The organism is Pragia fontium, assembly GCF_900638655.1.
Classification (GTDB): Bacteria; Pseudomonadota; Gammaproteobacteria; order Enterobacterales; family Enterobacteriaceae; genus Pragia; species Pragia fontium.
The window spans coordinates 182,363-203,173 of record NZ_LR134531.1; the positions used below are offsets into that span (position 1 = coordinate 182,363).

The 20,811-nt window shown below is 48.7% G+C and carries 16 protein-coding genes; 3 read left to right on the plus strand and 13 right to left on the minus strand.

Annotated elements, in window-relative coordinates; genetic code table 11:
* Positions 1-44 precede the first annotated feature (44 nt).
* Positions 45-671, minus strand: a complete 627-nt coding sequence (gene rhtB / locus EL341_RS00690; RefSeq protein WP_074823874.1) for a homoserine/homoserine lactone efflux protein — start codon at positions 669-671, stop codon at positions 45-47.
* Positions 672-933: 262 nt separating this feature from the next.
* On the opposite strand from rhtB, the gene pldB reads away from it, so the two are divergent.
* Positions 934-1,935, plus strand: a complete 1,002-nt coding sequence (pldB, locus tag EL341_RS00695; RefSeq protein ID WP_126466779.1) for a lysophospholipase L2 — start codon at positions 934-936, stop codon at positions 1,933-1,935.
* Positions 1,936-1,991: 56 nt separating this feature from the next.
* A complete protein-coding gene (yigL, locus tag EL341_RS00700) occupies positions 1,992-2,789 on the plus strand; it encodes a sugar/pyridoxal phosphate phosphatase YigL (RefSeq protein ID WP_126466781.1) in 798 nt (265 codons plus the stop codon).
* 302 nt (positions 2,790-3,091) lie between these two features.
* On the opposite strand, the gene EL341_RS00705 is transcribed toward yigL, so the two are convergent.
* From EL341_RS00705 to EL341_RS00755, 11 genes are all read right to left on the minus strand, one after another.
* Positions 3,092-3,445: a VOC family protein gene (locus tag EL341_RS00705; protein ID WP_074823881.1), complete on the minus strand. Its 354-nt coding sequence runs from the start codon at positions 3,443-3,445 to the stop codon at positions 3,092-3,094.
* A 426-nt stretch (positions 3,446-3,871) separates the two neighbouring features.
* On the minus strand, positions 3,872-4,702 hold the full coding sequence (iolB, locus tag EL341_RS00710) for a 5-deoxy-glucuronate isomerase (RefSeq protein WP_074823884.1): 831 nt from the start codon (positions 4,700-4,702) through the stop codon (positions 3,872-3,874).
* 95 nt (positions 4,703-4,797) lie between these two features.
* Positions 4,798-5,688, minus strand: coding sequence for a myo-inosose-2 dehydratase (gene iolE / locus EL341_RS00715; protein WP_074823887.1), 891 nt, complete (start codon positions 5,686-5,688; stop codon positions 4,798-4,800).
* A 40-nt stretch (positions 5,689-5,728) separates the two neighbouring features.
* Positions 5,729-7,627: a bifunctional 5-dehydro-2-deoxygluconokinase/5-dehydro-2-deoxyphosphogluconate aldolase gene (locus EL341_RS00720; RefSeq protein ID WP_373876101.1), complete on the minus strand. Its 1,899-nt coding sequence runs from the start codon at positions 7,625-7,627 to the stop codon at positions 5,729-5,731.
* A 76-nt stretch (positions 7,628-7,703) separates the two neighbouring features.
* A complete protein-coding gene (locus EL341_RS00725) occupies positions 7,704-8,837 on the minus strand; it encodes a Gfo/Idh/MocA family protein (RefSeq protein ID WP_047779605.1) in 1,134 nt (377 codons plus the stop codon).
* Between the two features lie 170 nt (positions 8,838-9,007).
* Positions 9,008-9,721, minus strand: a complete 714-nt coding sequence (locus tag EL341_RS00730) for an exonuclease domain-containing protein (protein ID WP_114986054.1) — start codon at positions 9,719-9,721, stop codon at positions 9,008-9,010.
* The gene (locus EL341_RS00735; protein ID WP_074823895.1) at positions 9,721-11,598 is read right to left on the minus strand and encodes a DUF294 nucleotidyltransferase-like domain-containing protein; all 1,878 of its coding nucleotides are present in this window, start codon (positions 11,596-11,598) and stop codon (positions 9,721-9,723) included. Before EL341_RS00735 ends, EL341_RS00730 begins: the two co-directional genes overlap by 1 nt.
* 61 nt (positions 11,599-11,659) lie before the next feature.
* Entirely contained in the window at positions 11,660-13,363 is a 1,704-nt protein-coding gene (locus tag EL341_RS00740; RefSeq protein ID WP_126466783.1) for a solute:sodium symporter family transporter, read from the minus strand.
* A gap of 94 nt (positions 13,364-13,457) precedes the next feature.
* Positions 13,458-14,444 (minus strand): inositol 2-dehydrogenase, encoded by a 987-nt coding sequence (iolG, locus tag EL341_RS00745; protein ID WP_114986055.1) that lies wholly within the window; start codon positions 14,442-14,444, stop codon positions 13,458-13,460.
* A 431-nt stretch (positions 14,445-14,875) separates the two neighbouring features.
* Positions 14,876-16,810, minus strand: coding sequence for a 3D-(3,5/4)-trihydroxycyclohexane-1,2-dione acylhydrolase (decyclizing) (iolD, locus tag EL341_RS00750; RefSeq protein WP_047779610.1), 1,935 nt, complete (start codon positions 16,808-16,810; stop codon positions 14,876-14,878).
* Between the two features lie 21 nt (positions 16,811-16,831).
* Positions 16,832-18,343, minus strand: coding sequence for a CoA-acylating methylmalonate-semialdehyde dehydrogenase (locus EL341_RS00755; RefSeq protein WP_047779611.1), 1,512 nt, complete (start codon positions 18,341-18,343; stop codon positions 16,832-16,834).
* Positions 18,344-18,643: 300 nt separating this feature from the next.
* Between EL341_RS00755 and EL341_RS00760 the strand changes: the two genes are divergently transcribed.
* Entirely contained in the window at positions 18,644-19,477 is an 834-nt protein-coding gene (locus tag EL341_RS00760; protein ID WP_047779612.1) for a MurR/RpiR family transcriptional regulator, read from the plus strand.
* Positions 19,478-19,864: 387 nt separating this feature from the next.
* Here the strand turns inward: EL341_RS00760 and EL341_RS00765 are convergent, their stop codons facing one another.
* Positions 19,865-20,785, minus strand: coding sequence for a hypothetical protein (locus EL341_RS00765; RefSeq protein WP_197723514.1), 921 nt, complete (start codon positions 20,783-20,785; stop codon positions 19,865-19,867).
* Positions 20,786-20,811 lie beyond the last annotated feature (26 nt).

Consider the following 20,811-nt stretch of genomic DNA (forward strand, 5'->3'; position numbering starts at 1 on the left):
CAGTAAAACTTATAATCGCTCAATTGCTGGGGGAAGAAGCCCGTTTAATTACTGGCTCTGCGGGCAAATAACAGCAGTGTGCCCACCATAATAAACATCGAACCAAAGATACGGTTAAGCAGCTTCATTTGATGAGGCTGGCGTATCCATTTGGCAATACTGCTGGCTAGCGTGGCGTAACCAATCATCACAATAATATCGACCACAATGCTGGTGGTGCCCAGTATCAGGTACTGAATGGCCTGTGGTTGATGGGGCACGATAAACTGTGGGAATAACGCTGCCAGAAACACAATGCTTTTAGGATTGGTCAGATTTACCAACACCGCGCGTTTAAAGCGTCCACTGCTTGGTAAAGCCTTGGATACCGCATTCAGATCCAGCGCGCCAGCCACCCGCCATTGCTGAATCCCCAGCCAGATCAGATAGGCCGCACCCAGCCATTTTAGAATATCAAATGCCAAAACCGAGCTGGAAAGTAACGTCCCCAAACCAATACCGACCAGAACAATATGTGCTGCCAGCCCCACCTGTAAACCGGCGATTGCCGGAATTGTGCCGCGAAAGCCATAAGTGATACCGGTACTCATCGTATTAATGGCCCCGGAACCGGGAGACAGGCTAAGAATAATCGTTGTCACTAAATAGGTTAGCCACCATTCAATGGTCAAAATAATTCTCCCTGAGCTTGGCCGTTCGGCGGTAAGATTTAGCGATATAGATATCTCGCCTGCCACTATTTTTATCTGATGTATTGGCTTAAGTCACTAGGGGCAAGGGATTATATTTTCTGCGGCAGATTCTGGACGTATCCGGCCAGTATTGATGATGGCAGAGGCTTTTTCAGCGCTGGATTCATTATTCCGCAATATTTTATTGATAAATTTTGCTCAATAGGTGATAAACAGCTATCGGCATAGGATGTGTGAGTCCATGACAATAGATTGTTCATCATTTAAAAACGACTGGTTAAGCCGCGAGAAACATTTCTCCTCTTTTACAAATGGACCTTTATTGAATTTCTGGCAACAGCGTCAGGAATGTCACTTTGAAGGTGCTGATGGTGTACCCATAAAATATGTCAAGTTCACCTCATCGGCGCATCAGCGCGCCATTGTGGTGGTTACCGGCCGCACTGAAGGGTATATCAAGTATCAGGAGTTGGCCTACGATCTGTTCCGCTGTGGCTACGATATTTGGATTTTGGATCACCGCGGCCAAGGGTTTTCAGGGCGCATACTGGAAGACAGCCAGCGTGGTCACGTTGAGAAGTTTGATGATTACGTTGATGATTTTGAATTCTTTTGGCTGAATATCTTCGTTCAGCAAAACTACCAGAAAGCCTTTTTGCTGGCCCATTCAATGGGTGGGGCGATTGCGGCGTTGTTTTTGGCCAGACATCCTCAGTCGGTTTTGGCGGCAGCGCTTTGTTCACCCATGCTGGGCATTGCCTTGCCTATGCCAACTTGGCTAGCCAGAAAAATTACCGATTTGACCGAACGCTGGCAAAGTGCCAGAGAGTATTATGCCGTCGGCACCGGGCGTTGGCTGCCGTTGCCTTATGCGGTGAATTTATTGACTCACAGTAAAGCACGCTATCGTTTGTTCTCTCGCCACTACTCGGATAAACCAGAGATTAGGCTGGGAGGACCGACCTATCATTGGGTTAGAGAGTCGATGATGGCCGGGGAACGGGCTATTCAGCTTGCACCTCAAATCACCACACCGTTAATTCTGTTGCAGGCCAGTCAGGATCGGTTGGTAGATAATGCGGCTCATGCCGCATTCTGCCAAGCGTTGGCCGATGCAGGCCACCCTTGTGAAGGGGGCGTACCGAAAATGATTAAGGGTGCGCGCCATGAGATTTTGTTTGAACATGATGTACTGAGAACTGAAGCATTGATCGATATATTGAGCTTTTTTGCCCAATATTAATCCGTTTTTTGTCGGTACAATTGATTTTATTTTTAGATAAAGGCGAGTTATTCACCATGTATCCTATAGTTGCATCCGATCTGGATGGCACGCTGTTACAAACAGACCACACCCTGTCTCCATTTGCCAAAGATACGCTTAAGTTGATAGCGAAGCATGGCGTCAATTTTATTTTTGCGACCGGTCGCCACCATATTGACGTTGGCCAGATTCGTGATGGTTTAGGGATTGATTCTTATATGATCACCTCTAATGGCGCCAGAGTGCATAACGCTAAGGGCGAACTGCTTTTCAGTCATAATCTGGATGAGAATATTGCCTATGAGCTTTACCATATCGTCAATGACAGCCCGGATATTGAAACTCACGTTTACCGCAATGATGACTGGCTGACGAACCGAGAAAGCGAAGACCTGAAGAATTTCCATCAGGAGTCAGACTTCAGCTATCAACTGTTTGAGGCTCATTCAATGGCGACGGATGGTATCTGTAAGGTGTTTTACACCTGTACCGATCACCAGAAGTTACTGCGTCTGGAAGAGAAGATTAATGCGCGTTGGGGAAATCAGGTACACGTGACTTTCTCCCTCGACTATTGCCTGGAAGTGATGGGCGCTGGAGTATCTAAAGGGCGGGCGCTACAGGATGTTTCCGGTATTTTGGGCTATGGCCTAAAAGATTGCATTACCTTCGGTGACGGTATGAATGATGTTGAAATGTTATCCATGGCGGGTAAGGGCTGCATTATGCAAAATGCTTCACCGCGACTGAAGAAAACTCTGCCTGAGCTGGAAGTGATCGGCAGTAACGTTGATGATGCGGTGATGCATTATTTGCGGAAGATGTATTTGTAGTTTTTTGAGTGGGTTAAAGCAGCCGTGTTACGGCGGCTGGGATAGCTGACAAAGTGGTTTAATTTGATGTCGGTGTACATTTCGTCCGTAGGAAGAGCGTCGGAATATGAGTTTTCCCTCACGGCCGAGGGGGATGTTTTTCGGTTTAACGGGCGTCAGGCCCAGAATTCTTACGGGCCTCCGGCTGGCAAGCCAGCTACGACCCCAACAGAATCCTCTCCTTCCGTTTAAGTTTCGCAAACTAACGAATTCAAACTTTAGGGTTTATCATTAATCTGAAGCCACCGTATTACTGAACTGCTCTACATTTCTTGGACGAACATCACGGTGTTTCCTGCTGGATCGCTGATTTGCGCAAGCTTTATGAATCCCAGGTCCTGTGTTTCGCTAGCGGTAACACCAGCGTCTTGACAAACTGCCCTCTGTGTTTCGATATTGTGGACGCCGCAAACTACAAATGATTTACCTGCAAGGCTTGGGTCAGGAGCAACCGAAACTTGAATCCAAGCATTTTCTGCCAACTGCCATTCGGCGATTCCCTCATCAGGTGTAACATCTGGCTTGCGCCCAAGCCATTTGGCGTACCATTCAACGGCTCCGTCGAAATCATTCACATGAAGAACGGAGACTACACTCGTAAAGTTGTTATTCGACATTTCCCTATTCTCTTTATCAAATTAAAATATCCGTTTTTGAACTTGTAGGCTCAAAATTATTGTTAGCTCAAATAGTAAACACAAAAAATTTAATTTCAATTTCCAATTGAAAAAAATTTACCAATGTAAAAAAGTTGAAACTATTCGGTGTTTTTCAAGGTAGTTGTCCGATTTTCCCGTTTTATGCTGCTGCCTGAACCTGCACGATTTCCCTATTTGGATTCAGACTACGGTCATTGACTGTAATGACGAATCTCATTACGAGGAAGGGGAATAAAAATAATGGCAAATGTTAACTTTCGTAGCGATGATGGAATAAAAATAATATTGCATATAGTTATTTAACCGCCTACGTGAACTGCACCCCAAAAGTTGGACACCTAACTGAGTAAGGTGCAGTTTTTTATGAGTAAGTGTCATCAGTGATTAGTCTGCGCTAAATTTCTCCGCATAGGTTTCACTGTTAATCCATTGGTGATCTTGTTCCCAAGTAAAGCGCCACTGGCGTACCGGGCCGGCCATAACGTTGAGGTAGTAGCTGTTATAGCCAGCGATGGTTGCAACCGGGTGGTAGCCTTTCGGGACTTTAACCACGTCTTTGTTGTACACCGCCATGCTTTCGTCCAGTGAGCGATCGTCAGTATAGACGCGTTGTAAGCAGAACCCCTGTTGTGGATCCAGTCGGTGATAATACGTTTCTTCCAGATAGCTCTCATGAGGCAGATTATCGCTGTCATGTTTGTGGCTGGGATAAGAGCTGGTGCAGCCTTCATTGGTATACACTTCAACCACCAACAGGCTGTCCGCCGGTTTGTCATCCGGTAGAATGTTGTGGACATAGCGTTGGTTATTGCCATGGCCGCGCTGTTCGGCATCAATATCTTGCGGTGAGATGAGGCGGGTTGGATAGCTACCTTTTCCCGGCGCCTGACAAACGGCCAGTTCCAGAGAAGTATGGGCAACGATAGTGATGCTTTCTCCTGCGGTGACATAGACCGCATAAGGCTTGGTGCGCTCAAATGGGCTCATGCGTTGGCCGATTTGTTGATAGCTCTGGGTTGGGGTGCTGATTGTGGCTTTACCGGCTACCAGCACCAGACAACGTTCATCAGTGGATGGTGGTAGCTCCAGCGTGGCCTGTGCGGCAAGCTCATAAACATCAAAACCAATGTACTTCCAGCCGGCATTCTCTACCGTGATATGTTGGGTACGGCCTTTATCATCAGGCGAGTGGTAACGCGACAATAATCGGGACATCGTACGCTTCTCCTTATTTCGATACCGTACTGCCGGGCAGTACGGTCGAGTAAATAGTAAGTGGCATCCTGACAGTCCGTACATAAGGCCGTCGCTTAGAGCAGGCCAGCGTTACGGGCGAACTGATGCAGGTTGTTATAACCCAGCGTGGCGTAAGTAAGTGGATGTGCGATGGCCGGATCTTGCTCGGCTTCAACCACTAACCAGCCTTTATAATTCTGGTTTTTCAGCGAGTGAAACACTGAAGGGAAATCAACGCAGCCATCACCGGGTACGGTAAACACCCCGCTCAGTACCGCATCGAGGAAGCTGGTTTTGCGGTTACGTACATCCTGCAATACGTCTTTACGTACGTCTTTGCAATGAACATGATTAATTCGGCTGGCCCATTGACGGGCAACGGCGGCGGGATCGGCTCCGGCATAGGTTAAGTGCCCAGCATCCAGTAACAAACCAACTTCTGGCCCGGTATGCTTCATCAGATTGTCGATATCTTCCGCGCTTTCAATCACGGTTCCCATATGGTGATGATAGGCTACTTGAATCCCTTGTTGTTGGGTATAGCGGGCAAATTCAGTCAGTTTACGGCCATATTCTTGCCACTGGTCGGCAGGAAAACGCGGACGTAGATGTACCGGTTTGCTTTGATCACCGTGAATACAGTCGGTTACTTCGGCGAAAACCATAACTTTTGCACCAAGATCGCGCAGCAGGGTTAAATGGCTTTGGGCGGCTTCAATTTCTTCTTCCACTGAACGGGTCAGCAGTTCGCCGGAATACCAGCCGGAAACCAGCTTAAGGTTATGTTCAGCCAGAATAGGGCCCAGTACTTCAGATTTTCGTGGGAACTTATTGCCCAGTTCAAATCCGACAAAACCGGCCTGCTTACCTTCACTGAGGCAGGTTTCCAGCGGGGTTTCAGCGCCCAGTGAAGGAAGGTCATCATTGGTCCAGGTGAGTGGGTTAATACCGAGTTGTACAGTCATGATTGTTCTCCATCAATAATGATAAATACTTGGATAATGCTTAACCGCGCTGTTGCCACAGGTCTATCAGCTGTAAATAGTTGCTCTTAATTTGTTGAATGAGGGTGCAATCGTCGATTTCACCTTTCAACCATTTCTGCGACGGCTTAGCAAACAGAGTACGTCCAACGGCAAATCCTTTGATCAGTGGATAACCGGCTGCGGCATTGAATCCGGCTTTCAGATCCTCCAGCGGTGCATCCAATCCCAGAATCACCACGCCCCGGCAGTGAGGGTCGCGTTGGGATATCAGGTCGGTCAGGATTGACCAGCTATGGGCGCTGAGCGGCGGTAGTTTCCACCAGTCCGGCTTCACGCCCAGATTATAAAAACGTTGAATAGCGCGCAGATAAAGCTCATCGGTACGCTGCATATCGGCGGGTAAAATTACTTCCAACAGCAGTTCGTGGCCGGACTTACAGCATGCCCGATAGACTTCCTGAACTTTCTTTTCTTGCTCCAAACGCAAAGGGTGGGAATCTTCCGGGTGGAAGAACACTAAACATTTCACTACATGCTCAAGCGGCCAATCGATCAGCTGTGAACCGATATCGCCATGTTCCAGAGTGAGCGGGCGTGAACCGGGTAATTCAATTGGCCGGCCAATCCACCAACCTTCGCCGGTAATGTCGTTGAGTACCGCTTGTCCGAAGGTGCTGTCACACAACAGTCCGGCTTTTCCCTGTAGGCCCGATTGCTGTATTGCCTCGCGGCTGGACTGTAAAATAAGCTGTTTTAGGGTACTAATTTGTTGCGTATCCGCTCCGCAGGTGAGTGCCATATCTTCCATTTGGCTGCGGTGATCGAACGCCATTACGCAGAGTTCATCCCAGTTTGCACGCCGCGTGGTGACGCGGTGCAGATGGTTAAGCTCTTCATCCAGATCGGGACGAGGGACGCTTTCAGCTCTGGCCAGATAATTATCCAATTCTGTTTTGCTAGGCATGGCTGGGGCGCAGCCGTGGCGGGAAACCACCAGAGCGCCACAGGCGTTGGCATAGGCGCAGGTTTTTTCCCAACCTTCGCCACTCAGGTAGCCGCGTAGCAGGCCTGACATAAAGGCATCCCCTGCACCCAGAACGTTTAAAACATCAACCTGAACGCCCTGAATGGTTATGCCTTTATCCAGATGATCCGGAATGTCGCCGGTAAATACCGAGCAGCCCAGCGAACCGCGTTTACACACCAGCTCAGCTCGCGTTAACTGACGAACCTGACGCAGGGCTTCCAGAGTATCGGTAGAGCCGCCGGCAATATGAAACTCCTCTTCGGTGCCGACAATCAGATCGAATAGCCCTAATACCTCTTGAAGCTGATGAGTGACCTGCGGTGAGGGAATAAATCGGGTTTCACCGTCTCCCAGCGATGTTAGTCCCCATAACACCGGGCGATAATCAATATCCAGAGCGGTTTTCACCCCGTTACGGCGCGCATAGCTGAGAGCCGTTAGCACCGCGTCTCGCGTATCAGGGTGGGAGAGATGCGTACCGGTAACCGCCAGACAGCGGGCGGAGGCAATATACTCTTCACTAAAATCATCTTTATGAATGGCCATATCGGCGCAATTATCGCGATAGAAAATCAGCGGAAAGGTTTCGCGATCTTTGATGCCCAATAAAACCAGAGCGGTTAAGCGTTCTTTGTCGGTAATCAGATGGCTGGTGTCGCAGCCAACGCTTTGCAGTTCTTCCCGTAAGAATCGGCCCATATGTTCATCGCCGACTCTGGCCAGCATGGATGAGCGCAGCCCTTGCCGAGCAGTACCGTAAGCCACGTTACCGGAAGAACCGCCAAGATATTTAGCAAAGCTTCCCATATCTTCCAGTCGAGCACCAATTTGTTGACCATAGAGATCAACCGCCACTCGGCCCATACAAATAACATCAAATTTTTTTTCCATGGTGTTCATCGTTCTTTTGTCTCCACCGCTGAGGTTGAGGGACAGGGCCGCGGTGATATCACCGCAGACCGTGTGATTAACGGATTTCGCTGACTTTTACCCAACGTTCTTCGGCGTGGGACAGGGCGATAGCGTCCAATATGCGTGAAACTTTCCAGCCCTCTTCAAAGTCAGGCCAGATTGGTGTATTGGTTGCGATACCGTTAATCAGGTCTCGTACTTCAACCGCTTTCTGATCGTTGAAACCGATACCGTGTCCTGCGCCACCGCAGAACCAGGCGTAGTCTGGATGTTCAGGGCCAACCAGAATGGTCTGAAAACCTTGTCGATTGGCCGGGGCATCGTGGCGGTAGAGTTTGAGTTCAGCCATCCGCTCCTGAGTAAAGCTCAGGGTGCCTTTGGTGCCGGTAATCACCCAAGTGAGTCCCATTTTGCGTCCGCAGGCGATACGTGATGTTTCAATCACACCCATCGCACCATTACTGAAGCGGATAAGTGCACTGGCCTGATCTTCGTTTTCAACCTCAACCATTTTGCTGGAACCGGCTTGCTCCGGGCGTGATTTCACCACGGTTTGCAGGTCACCGCAGACGGTAGAGATATCGCTCACCAGATACTGAGCCATGTTGACGATATGAGCGGCCAGATCACCAAGGGCGCCTAAACCGGCGGTGTTTTTAAAACAGTGCCAGTGAATTGGTTCCAGTGGGTCAGCCATATAGTCTTCGTTATGGGTGCCGTAGAAGTGTACGATCTCACCGATTTCGCCGTTGCTGATAATCTCTTTAGCCAAACTGGCAGTGGGGTTTTTCATATAGTTGAAGCCAACCATAGTTTGAACACCGGCCTGTTTCGCCGCATCTACCATCTCTCTGGCATCGGCTGCAGTCAGCGCCAGAGGCTTTTCCGAGTAAACGTGTTTACCGTGGCGGATCGCTTCTAACGCCATTTCTTTGTGCAGATAGTTAGGGGAACAGATATCGACGACATGGATGTTAGGATCGGCAACTAGCTCTCGCCAGTCGCCGGTTGAACGGTTAAAGCCAAATGCCTGCGCGCGTTCGGCGGCAAGCTGCGGGTTTACCTCTGCAACCATGTCTCGAATGAGTTTACCTTTCAGGGGGAAGACGGTTGGCGTTTGGGCATAGGCGATAGCGTGGGCGCGTCCAATATAGCCGGTTCCGATTAAACCTATATGAATCTCTTTCATATCGACTCCTTGATCATAAGAATCTGAATAATGCCGTTATCTATGAATGAATATTATGGAATAAATATTTCATTATCTATGGTTTTGGAAATATAAATTTCGATTTGTGATCTGAATGGAGTTTTTGAATATTGGGCTTAATGCATTGAGTGACGAAGCGTTTCCTGCGATTAGCTTTGACCGCGGCGGGATCGCTGATACAAGGGGAGTAGTTCGGGGATGTCACCGGAAAAAATGGTTTTTATCTGACACAGTAAAAGTTCTGCGGTCGCAATGGCATCACTTAGCGCATCATGGGCAGGATAATCCGGCAACCCGTAGCGTTGACGAACCTGTTGCAGATTATATTCTTGAGCGGATTGCCGATTAGCCATCAGCGATTTTTCCAGCATAAAGGTATCCAGCCAAACTATCGGTAGCACGGGCAAATGGTTAGCGAGCAGTAGCTGCTGGATAAACCGTTGTTCTATCACCGCACAATGGGCGACAACGATTTTTCCTTGCGCCTGTTGCAACAGGTTAAGCAGGGCGGCTTGAGTTTGTACGCCATGAATCAGCTTTTCCGGCACGATATGGTTAATGCAGGCAGTTTTCTGCCTGACGGAATGCGGCTGGGCCAGATATTGATGGCTGGCGCTGCGTAACAAAATACGCTGTTGATGAATGGTAACGGTACCGATGCTGAGTATCTTATCTTTGAGGGGATCCAGCCCCGAGGTTTCAAAGTCGATAACTAATAGATCTTGCTGGTCTAACGGTATATCGGCCTGCGGTAGCGGGCAGGAAAGATACTCCTGCACTTCTGCCGGCCATGAGGGAAGCGGTCGCAATTTTAGACGCTTTTTCTCCAGCGCTTTTAACGGATCAAATAGTCGATGAAACATTATTGCAGCACGCCTTTAGCGCCGTATCGCTGCATAATGGCTTCTTGCGTTCTGGCGATAATACGGAAGGCATCTTTCAAATGGTTCCGCTCAAACTGAGTCAGGCTATCTGGCGCAATATGATTGCTGACGGGTTGGCTGGCTTTCAGGGATTGTAATTGATGGGTGAACCTCACGTTGTTAATAAAATCAAACGCCTTAAGCAGCTCTTTGTGGGTGGCATGACTAATGATTTGATGTTCTGCCGAATATTGGAGCCGATCGGCAGTGCCGGGCAGCAGCGTACCGGCATCAAGGGCATACAGGCGCGACAGCTCAACAATTAAATTGACCGCCTGTTTTTTAATATTGAATACGCTGAGATTATCGCCATTTTTAACCAGAACGAACTGACGGAACATACCCAGAGGTGGGCTGACTCGTAGGCTATTGGCCGCCAAAATACGCAGAAAGCGTCCGTTATTTTTCAATAGTGGCGTAATGCTCTGTTGTAATGAATGAAACAGCGGTTTAGCACCGTATAGAAAACGCAGATCGAGAAAAATCGAAGCGTTTAGTAGCGATTCGGGGTCGGAATGAATAATCCACTGTTGGTACTGTTGTTGCCACTGGGTCAGTGACTGACACCAGCGTGGATTGGTTGCCATAATATGTCCGGGGCAGAGGGGATAGCCGCACTCGGCCAAACCATAGCAAACATAGTCGGCTAACTGGCGAAAATAGCTGATTTCTTCTGCTTGCGGTGTTCGCTCAAGAATTAACGCATTATCCTGATCGGAATTCAGATGGATTTCATGGCGCGCTTGCGAGCCAGCGACAAACCAGGCATAAGCGCAAGGGGCTGGGCCAAATTGCCGTTCGGCCAGTTGTAGTAACCGTTTATTAAAGGCATCGGCAATCAGCGTCATCATCTGCTGTAACTGGCGTGGATGGATGGCTGATTCCACCAACGATTCAAACACCGCTTGGCGTTGTAGCGTTAGGGCTTTGAGTCCCGCCAAATTCTCCTGCCGGTAAATCCGACTAATCAAGTAGATCGCCTGTACGCTATTTTTTACCACCAGACTGGTGGCGGTCACCACACCTACCACCTGTTTATCGCGGGTGACGGGCAAGCTGCGAACATTGTGCTGCATCATCATCTCAACCGCGGTTAACACCGAAGCGTGGTATTCAATGGTCACCGGATTGACGGTCATGACGGTGCTAACCGGCGAGTCCAGCGCGACGCCGGTCGCCACTACCCGCTTAGTCAGGTCGCGATCGGTAATAATTCCCAATAGTTTTTGACCGTCCATGATCAGCGCAGAAGAGCGATGTTGCTCCACCATCTGTTGTGCGGTTTGTCTGATGGTGACCGTTGGCGCCACAATCGCCATTTGGCTATTGAGCACGCTGGAGACTTGCTTGAGATAGACAATATCATCGTTGAACGCCGTCGGTGTTAGTATGGCGCTAGCCAGGCGGTTACCTTCATGATGGGCAAAATGCGCACGCAGTTCGGCGGAATTTTCCATGACTGATATCAGGGTTGCTTTGGGAATACAGTACAGCAAACTGTTTTCTATGGCGGTGACCTGATATTGCTCCCCATCGGTAGCGGAACGCATTAACTGACTAAAGCCAAAGATATCGCCGGTTGCCAATCGAGCCCGTAGGCTGTTATCGGCGGTGTGTCGTTGTTCAACGGCGCCGGTTCTGACCAGATACAGACCGTAGCCGATTAATTGTTCTGGCGGAAGTTGCTCGCCGGTTGTGAGGTAGACGATTTCAATATGCCCGGCAATGGTATTCAGTAAGGCTTCCGGCAGCTTATCAAAGGGATCTTTTTGCGCCAGAAACGTTTGGATCATCGGGAATAATGAGGGATCTGTCATTGTTTAGTTTCGCTTTTGCTAATGGCGATCCTCTATTTGCGAGGATCGCCCTATCTTACGGTTAAATCTCTTCGGTTGTGCTCTGCTGTAATTCGGGCCGTTTCATCAGTTCTTTACCCATACTGTAGAAAACATAGGCCAAAATAATCGCGGCACAGACGTAGTAGCCATACATCACATACTGGGGCGCATCCTGAGCCAGGAATACATACATAGAAATTGACCCCAGAACAATTAATAGCGCTACGGGCCAGACCAATCCCCACGGCGTAATGTCCACTTGTTTAGTGTATTCGGCTTCGTAAGGAGTATTGGCCGGGAAGAAGTAGCCAATCGTCAGCATAAATACCACGTTCAGCACAAACAAGATGCCGACCAAATGGAAGAAATGGATATCAACCTTGATAATAAAGTTACAGATGATGTAAGCGGTCATACCAAACAGGAGCCCTAGCTTAGCGGCAATGGCCGGTACACGTTTGGTCATTAGACCCACCATCACCACGCTTAAAATAGGCGCGTTAAAGATTCCCTGTAACTGTTGGATAAGGTAGAACAATCCATCTGGTGCGTTGGCCACTAGCGGCGCAACTAACATGGTGACCAATGCCAGACCCAGCCCTAAATATTTACCGACGGCGACGGTTTGTGCTTCGGTTGCATCTGGTTTTAACCGCTTGCGGTAAATATTGACGGTAAACAGGGTTACGGAGGAGTTGAGGCCACCGCTAAACGTGGAGAATACGGCTCCAACCACCACTGCGGCAAAGAAGCCGACCAGAAACTCCGGCAGTACCAGCTGAACCAGACGTGGATAGGCATTATCCGGATTATCCAGATGTCCCTGAAAAATATGGAAGGCGATAATGCCGGGTAAAATGATAATGGTAGGAATAATCAGCTTAAACAGTGCGCAGAGCATGACGCCCTTTTGCCCTTCCGCCAGATTTTTAGCCGCCAGCGATTTCTGTACAATCGACTGGTTGGTACACCAGAAGAACATGTTGGAGATAATCACTCCGGTAAACAGGGTTGAGAAAGGCACCAGCGATTCTTCATCACCTATTGAGTTAAATTTGTCCGGATTAGCCTGATAAACGTCGCTTAATCCGGCCCAAATATCACCGTTGCCAACGTAGGCTAAAGCAAACAAAGTGACCATCAGACCGCCGATAATCAGGCCAGCACCATTGATGGTATCGGCAATGGCAATCGCCTTAATCCCACCTAGAATGGCGTAGACTGCGCCTAACCCGCCGACGCCCCACACCATAATCCAGAGCGCGGTGGTTTTATCGATTTGGAATACATGCGATACCTGAAACAGGCTTTCCAGTGCGATAGCGCCGGTATATAGCACGATGGGCAGCAGTGAGATCACGTACATCCCAAGGAACAGGATTGAGGTGATCATCAGTGTATCTCTATCAAAGCGGCGTTCGAGAAACTCCGGAATATTCGAGATACCCAGTTTGAGATATTTGGGCAGGAAATAGAGACCAAAAGCGACGATAGCGATGGCGGCCATCACTTCCCATGCCATAACGATAAAGCCGGTTCTGAAGGCTAAACCGTTAAGACCGACCAGATGCTCGGTAGACAGGTTCATCAGCAGCATTGAGCCGCCGATAAAAACGCCGGTCAGGGTGCGACCACCGAGGAAATAGCCCTCGGTAGAGTCGGTCAGATGGGCATGACGTGTTTTATACCAAGCGATGCCAGCTACCAGCAGGGTAAAACCAGCAAACGAAAGAAATGCTAACATAGGGGTACTCCATTCGGTTTATCATCTCTACCGCTCGGCAGATATATGATATGTCCGTGTTAATAAGGTACGTGTGTTGAGCGTGGTATTTAGCTTATAACGCAACGCATTTACCGCTTTTCATTGATTCCAGTGCCTTATCTGCCAGATAAAGCGCGCGTTCACCGTCGATGCCGGAGCATTCTGGACTCGCTCGCCCAGCCAGAACATCAATAAAGTGTTGCCACTCTGCCGCATAAGCTGCGCTATAGCGTTGGAGGAAGAAGTGTTCTGGTTTTGCCGCAGTACAGCCGGCCTGATCCCACTGTTCTACGCTGTTTTCTTTAATATTAGTGGCGGTCAGAACGCCTTTTTCACCATGAAGCTCAAGGCGCTGGTCATAGCCATAGCCGGAACGTCGACTGTTCACAATGGTGGCCATGGCGCCGGAAGGGAATTTGATGACGATAAATGCGGTATCAATATCGCCAGCCTGACCAATGGCGGGATCGACCAGATTGCTGCCCTGCGCAAATATGGATTCAGGCTCTTCACCGATGATAAAACGCGCCATATCAAAGTCATGGATAGTCATATCGCGGAACATACCGCCGGAGACGCGGACATACTCTGCCGGAGGAGGGGAAGGATCGCGGGAAATAATCAGCAGCGATTCGGCTTTGCCGATATTCCCAGCTTGTGCCAGCGTTTTGACTTGTCTGAATTGAGGGTCATAACGGCGATTAAAGCCAATGAACAAGGGGACTTTTTGTTGTTCGACGACTTTCAAACAGTGACGAACTCGGTCGATATCCAGATGAACCGGCTTTTCACAGAAAATCGCTTTGTTATGTTTGGCGGCCAGTTCAATTAGATCGGCATGGGTATCCGTTGCTGACGCAATCAGTACCGCATGTACTTGTGGGTCGTTCATGGCCGATTCAACATCCTGAACCTTAGCCTGATATTTTTCTGCCAGCTCAGCAGCGGCACTCTGGTTTGGATCAATAACAGAGTAAATCCGGCTTTCTTTATGAGCGGCAATATTCACGGCATGAACCTGACCAATTCGCCCGGCGCCAAATAATGCAATGTTAAACATAAATATTCCTCGATATACCAGTATCCTATAAAAATTGTTATCAAACCGTGAGTTAGAGAAAACTCCCTTTCTCTTTGGCCTGACCCCCGTCGCATTTTTACGACGTTTTCTTTTCGCGTGTTATCCACCGAATTCATAGCTCTTAATAAAACATTTATTTCAATAAAGTTAAAAATGAAAGTTATGTTTTTGTAGCTTGGTTAACATTTTCATAAGAAAACGAGATGAAAATGATAATGGCATCACGAAAATTCGCGCGTGCCTGCCGTTTTTTAGTAGGCTGGTACTGAATTTGTGGTTAAAAAGCCAGGGGTTTTAATAAAAGTGAGAGGGTTACATTATATGAAATGTTTATTTCGATTTGTTCAGCGGCGGATAAAAAAGCCCTTCAGGAGCGATTTCCTGAAGGGCGATTGATAGTGGCATATGGCTTAATATTGCCGAGCCTGAGTTTTCACCATCCGTTGAATTTCTTTAGCGGCCTGTTCAATTTCCGGTTTATCGGCGAGCTGAGCGGTGCCGGTTCGCCACCATGCGTCATAGCCATGGGTCATGGTTTTCGGCAAGACTTTAATATCAATCAATGCCGGTTCCGGACAGGCCTGAGCCGCTGCCAGCGCGGCTAATAGCGAGTCTTTATCATTGGCTCGCCAGGCTTTACAGCCATAGCTTTCGGCATTTTTAGCAAAGTCTACCTTAACCAGCGGGCCGTTCATCAAACCGGTGCTGGGGTTTCGATGTCGATTCTCGGTACCAAAGCTGCCCATACCCTGACTCATTTGCAAATTATTGATACAGCCAAAGCCAGCATTATCAAACAGCAAAATGATAACTTTAATGCCTTCCTGAACCGCGGTTTGTAGTTCGGAATGGAGCATCATATAGGCGCCATCACCCACCAAGCTATACACCGGCTGTTTTGGGCTGGCGAGCTTCGCACCAACTGCCGCTGCGACTTCGTAACCCATACAGGAGTAGCCATATTCCAGATGATAGGTATCAGGTTCTCGAGGGTTCCAAAGCCGTTGTAGATCGCCGGGAAGTGAGCCTGAGGCGCCGACAACAATGGCATTGCTTTCTAAATGCGCATCCAACAGGCCAAGGGCTTCGGTCTGAGTGAGATGGGTCTGTAGCGTTTGCCGATATTCATCAAGCTTATCGTCCAGATGACCTGAAATTTCCGGTACTAATCCTGGCGCATCACTGATAGCGAATAAACGCTGCCGTTCCTGATGCCAGTCGTGGCGGGCCTGTTCAATTTCAGTTTGCCACTGGCTACGATAAGATTGTGCAGCTAACCGCTGACTTAATGCCTGTAGCGCTGATTTGGCATCGGCCACCACCGGCACTGCATCTAATTTGCAGGCGTCAAAAGGTGCAACGTTCAGCGTCAGAAATTCGACGTCCGGATGTTGGAATAACGATTTAGATGCCGTGGTAAAATCGGTGAAGCGGGTTCCTACGCCAATAATCAAATCGGCTTCTTTCGCCAGTTGATTGGCTGACAAGCAGCCGGTAACACCAATTCCACCGCAGTTTAATGGATGCTCAGCAATCACTGCGCTTTTTCCCGCCTGAGTTTCAGCAAACGGAATATTAAATTGCTCAGCAAACTGCCGGAAAGCCTCGTGGGCTTCAGAATAGCGCACGCCACCGCCGCAAATCAGTAACGGACGTTTTTTGCGGCTAATCAGATTGATGGCATCATCGAGCATCGCTTCGCTGGCCGGACGTCGTTCTATCCGATGTACTCGTTTGGCGAAAAAGCTCTCTGGAAAATCCCAGACTTCACCTTGTACATCCTGCGGTAAGCAGAGCGTAACGGCGCCGGTGTCTGCCGGATCGGTCAGCACGCGCATTGCGTTGATGGCCGCACTCATCAGTTGCTCCGGTCGGGTGATCCTATCCCAGTAGCGGCTAACCGGTTTAAAGCAGTCGTTGGTGCTGATAGAGCTGTCGTAGTATTGCTCCACCTGCTGTAAGACTGGGTCAGGTTGACGGCAGGCATAGACATCCCCCGGCAGTAAAAGCAGCGGGATGCGATTTGCGGTAGCCGTGGCTGCCGCAGTGATCATATTGGCGGCGCCCGGGCCGACGGAAGAGGTCACAGCATAGATTTTTTTACGCTTGTGCTGCTTGGCAAAACCGATGGCAATATGTGCCATCCCTTGTTCATTACACCCTTGATGGACAATCAGGTGACCGGGATTTTGCTCCAGCGCCTGACCAAGACCAACCACATTGCCATGGCCGAAAATGGTCATTACACCCTGTATAAAAGGCTGCTCTTTTCCGTCAACGCTCACATATTGCTGGTTAAGAAATGCAACCAGAGCCTGTGCTGTTGTCATTCGTTGAGTCATCATTACTACAACTCCCGTCTTCAGTTATTCAAGGGTTGGCATGACAAAACTGCTGGTGTGCTGCTCAAGGCGTACGCTTGCTGGCCAGCGGCTGGTGACGGTCTTCATACGAGTATAGAAACGTACTCCATCGCCACCGTGGACATTTAATGGACCAAAAATGGACCGCTTCCAGCCGCCAAAACTATGGAATGCCATTGGCACCGGAATAGGAATATTAATGCCGATCATGCCAGCCTGTACATCCTCGCTAAATTGGCGTGCGGTTTCACCATCGCGGGTAAAAATCGCGGTACCATTGCCATACTGATGCTGATTAATCAGATTTAGGGCAGTGTTATAGTCAGGCACTCTGACAATGGATAACACTGGACCAAAGATCTCTTCCTGATAGATCGTCATATCTGGCGTAACGTTATCAAACAACGTTGGGCCAACAAAATAACCCTGCTCATGGCCTTTAACCGTGTAGTGACGGCCATCAACTTTTAGGGCTGCGCCTTGCGCTACACCACTTTGGATATAGTCACAGATCTTGGCTTTATGCTGGGAGGATATCACTGGACCCATATCGTTTTCTGGATTTTGTACCAGCCCCGGCCCTACACGCATGTTAGCGATATGCTGCTCCAGACGCTTAACCAGCTTGTCTGCATTATCATCACCTACTGCTAAGACTACGGATAGCGCCATACAGCGTTCGCCGGCAGCGCCATATGCCGCGCCCATAATCGCGCTGGTCGCCATTTCCATATCGGCATCTGGCATCAAGATACAGTGGTTTTTGGCTCCGCCTAACGCCTGACAGCGTTTACCGTGTGCGGAAGCGGTTTGATAGATATATTCGGCGATAGGGGTGGAACCAACAAAACTCACGGCCTGCACCTGCGGGTGGGTTAACAGGACATCTACGGCTTCTTTATCACCGTTGATCACGTTAAACACGCCGTTTGGTAGTCCGGCTTCTTTGAGTAGGGCTGCCAGCTCAAGGGCCAGAGAGGGATCTTTTTCCGACGGTTTAAGTATAAACGTATTCCCGGTAGCCAAAGAAATTGGGAACATCCACATAGGAACCATCGCCGGAAAGTTAAACGGTGTAATACCGGCACAAACGCCGAGAGGTTGCATTAGAGAATGACTATCAACGCCGGTACCGACGTTGGCGGAGTGCTCGCCTTTTTGCAGATGAGGAATGCCGCAGGCAAATTCAACAACTTCTAACCCTCGGGTTAACTCTCCAACGGCGTCCGAATAAACTTTGCCGTGCTCTTCAACAATGACTTTGGCTAATCGATCGAGGTTAGTTTCCAGCAGTGCTTTGAATTTAAACATCACTCTGGCTCGTTTCAATGGAGAGGCTTTGGCCCAACCAGGAAAGGCGAGTGACGCTGCGGAAATGGCTTGTTCTACTTCCGATGCGGTACTCATCACCACCTGACGGATCTGAGTACCAGTGGCAGGGTTATAGACCGGGCTGAAGCGCTGACTGCTACTGGCGGTGATTTGCCCGTTAACATAGTTTTGTATGGTTTCCATTCTGTACCTCTGTTCACTTATTTATCAGTAGGATCTCTGGGGAGATGAATAGATATGAAATATACATTTCATTTTGGTGAAATATAAAATAAAAGTTAATTATTGTGATCGGTTTAATGTTTTATTTTTTTGGCTCTCTTGGCCGAAAACGTGAAACATAGGTAAATAGAATGGCGGGATGTTCAGATAATCAGCAGCGAATCAATTATTTCATTTTCTGGCTTAATGGGAGCGAAAAGATTTCAAAACGGTGAAAGAAGGCACTACAATCATACAACGCTAACTATTTTGGAGCAGACAATGGCGGTTGCGACCACGCTGAATGAATTACAGGAAAAAATTCGAGCTCGCTATGGCGATCTCAGTAAACGGCTACAGCAGGTAGCCCGTTATGTATTGGATAATACCAATAGCGTGGCTTTTGATACCGTTGCGGTGATCGCCAAAGAGGCGTCTGTTCCGCCATCGACCTTAATTCGTTTTGCCAATGCATTTGATTTCAGCGGATTTAATGAAATGAAACAGTTGTTTCGTATGCATTTGGTTGAGGAAACGGTTAGCTATACCGATCGCGCCCGTTTATTCCGTGAAATGGAAACGGAATCAGCGCCAGAAAGTCCCGTGGATATTCTTCAGGAATTTGCCCGCTCCAATTCCCAAGCGATGCAACAGCTTGCCGCTCGCGTAGCAGCGGATGATTTGCAAAAGGCGGTAGACTTGCTGGCGGAGGCCGACAATATTTATATTGTTGGGTTAAGGCGCTCATTCTGCGTTGCCACCTATCTGAGCTATGCTCTAAGCCATTTGGAATGTCGCCCTTTCTTGGTGACTGGTTTAGGTGGCATGTTCCGTGAACAGCTGAATCGCGTTGGGCCGAAAGATATTGTGGTATCCATTAGTTTCTCCCCCTATGCTGAAGAAACGGTGATGGTTAGTGAAATGGCTGCTCAGGCGGGAGCACGACAAATCGTGATTACCGATAGCCAGATCAGTCCGTTGGCCAGCTTTAGCGATGTCTGTTTTGTGGTTAAAGAGGCGCAGGTTGATGCGTTTCGTTCTTTATCCGCGACGCTGTGTTTGGTGCAGTCGTTAACCGTGGCGTTGGCTTATCGTCAGGGGAATTGTGGGGAATAGGGTGGGGTGGTTTAAATAGCTAAGGTTTGTTATTTGGACGTCATGTTATTCAGTTAGGTTTAACTGCAGCGGAAGTTTCGTCCACCATTAGTACCGTGAATAAATCAACGTGGGAGCACGTGGCCGAGCAAAGGCGCTAAGGCGAGCGCCTCTGCACACCGCGCCTTCGCCCCCGAATTCAGGTCGCCTATGGCGACTACCCTTCGCCTTCGTTCGGGTTAACGCACCGGCGCTGATTCTCTCCCGGAGAAGCAGCGCCTCGCCCAGCCTCCATGCTGGGCGTGCTCCCTCTCTCAGTTGTCGGCTGAATTCCAGCGCTTAATAGAAAGGGTAAAAGATAAAGCTAACTCGTGACACTTTATTGACTGAGCGGCATTACATTGTTTGCTACGGTTTTTTACAGCTTGGTTCCATGCCATAAACGTAGACCTCGCTGATTTCGCGGTCATAGCCGGGATAGAAGCCTTTTGGCATGCCGAGTACAATCTGTTTACCGCGGTTGGAATGAACCAGCAGTTCATGAGTTTGCGGGTTAATTGCCACGCCTTCGATTTCACCATAGTCTTTGAAATCAGTGAAGGCTCTCTCCAGCACCACTGGGGCATTAGTACTGTTTTTATCAATCTTCACCCGATAAAGATTATCGACTTCTTTATTGTCCGCAGTACCGTCATCGGCGGTTAGATAGATATCCCCCTGATAGGCAACAATACCTTGAATCCACTGAGGTACCGGCTGTAGGTGTACTTTTCTTTTGTATTGACCGTTATCGAGATCGTATTCATACAGATAACGTCCGCTCTCTTCACCTACCCAGGATGCCATCCAAATGCTGTTATTCACTTTATCAACGGTGATGGCGGAGACTTCCTGCTGACCAGATTCTGGATTAAACGGGAAGGTTCTTTTTAGCTTCAGGGTATCGGCATCATGTACTGCGATTTGAATATCTTTGCCGACGCCGTCCATAAACCATTCGGCGGAAACATAGATTTCATTGTTATAAACGTCAATATCACCAATATGGTTAGCTGGGATCTTGTAGCCTTCAAACGGGGTTTTATTGGTGGCTAACAGATTACCCTGCATATCGTACTTTGATAGGGTGCTGCTGCCGGAGACGTAGTAAAACTTGCTATCGGTAGTAATGCCTTGGCGGCCGTCAACTTCAAAGGTTTTCTTTAACTGGTAATGATATTTGGGAAGCGCATTACTGTAAGGGGCTTCACAATGGCTATTAGCGGCAAGGGTTGGTAACGAGCAGATGGTCAGGGCGATCAGCAGAGCCAGTGATTTATTCTTTTTCATGTCATGGTTTTCCACAATAGCGTGAT

What these genes read in the sequence shown, in the direction of transcription:
- EL341_RS00740 (WP_126466783.1), bottom strand. Translation starts at nt 13,363, where the DNA reads ATGTTAGCATTTCTTTCGTTTGCTGGTTTTACCCTGCTGGTAGCTGGC.
- EL341_RS00760 (WP_047779612.1), top strand. Translation starts at nt 18,644, where the DNA reads ATGGCGGTTGCGACCACGCTGAATGAATTACAGGAAAAAATTCGAGCT.
- EL341_RS00765 (WP_197723514.1), bottom strand. Translation starts at nt 20,785, where the DNA reads ATGAAAAAGAATAAATCACTGGCTCTGCTGATCGCCCTGACCATCTGC.
- iolB (WP_074823884.1), bottom strand. Translation starts at nt 4,702, where the DNA reads ATGTCCCGATTATTGTCGCGTTACCACTCGCCTGATGATAAAGGCCGT.
- iolE (WP_074823887.1), bottom strand. Translation starts at nt 5,688, where the DNA reads ATGACTGTACAACTCGGTATTAACCCACTCACCTGGACCAATGATGAC.
- EL341_RS00725 (WP_047779605.1), bottom strand. Translation starts at nt 8,837, where the DNA reads ATGAAAGAGATTCATATAGGTTTAATCGGAACCGGCTATATTGGACGC.
- EL341_RS00755 (WP_047779611.1), bottom strand. Translation starts at nt 18,343, where the DNA reads ATGGAAACCATACAAAACTATGTTAACGGGCAAATCACCGCCAGTAGC.
- pldB (WP_126466779.1), top strand. Translation starts at nt 934, where the DNA reads ATGACAATAGATTGTTCATCATTTAAAAACGACTGGTTAAGCCGCGAG.
- EL341_RS00705 (WP_074823881.1), bottom strand. Translation starts at nt 3,445, where the DNA reads ATGTCGAATAACAACTTTACGAGTGTAGTCTCCGTTCTTCATGTGAAT.
- EL341_RS00730 (WP_114986054.1), bottom strand. Translation starts at nt 9,721, where the DNA reads ATGTTTCATCGACTATTTGATCCGTTAAAAGCGCTGGAGAAAAAGCGT.
- iolG (WP_114986055.1), bottom strand. Translation starts at nt 14,444, where the DNA reads ATGTTTAACATTGCATTATTTGGCGCCGGGCGAATTGGTCAGGTTCAT.
- yigL (WP_126466781.1), top strand. Translation starts at nt 1,992, where the DNA reads ATGTATCCTATAGTTGCATCCGATCTGGATGGCACGCTGTTACAAACA.
- EL341_RS00720 (WP_373876101.1), bottom strand. Translation starts at nt 7,627, where the DNA reads ATGGAAAAAAAATTTGATGTTATTTGTATGGGCCGAGTGGCGGTTGAT.
- EL341_RS00735 (WP_074823895.1), bottom strand. Translation starts at nt 11,598, where the DNA reads ATGACAGATCCCTCATTATTCCCGATGATCCAAACGTTTCTGGCGCAA.
- iolD (WP_047779610.1), bottom strand. Translation starts at nt 16,810, where the DNA reads ATGATGACTCAACGAATGACAACAGCACAGGCTCTGGTTGCATTTCTT.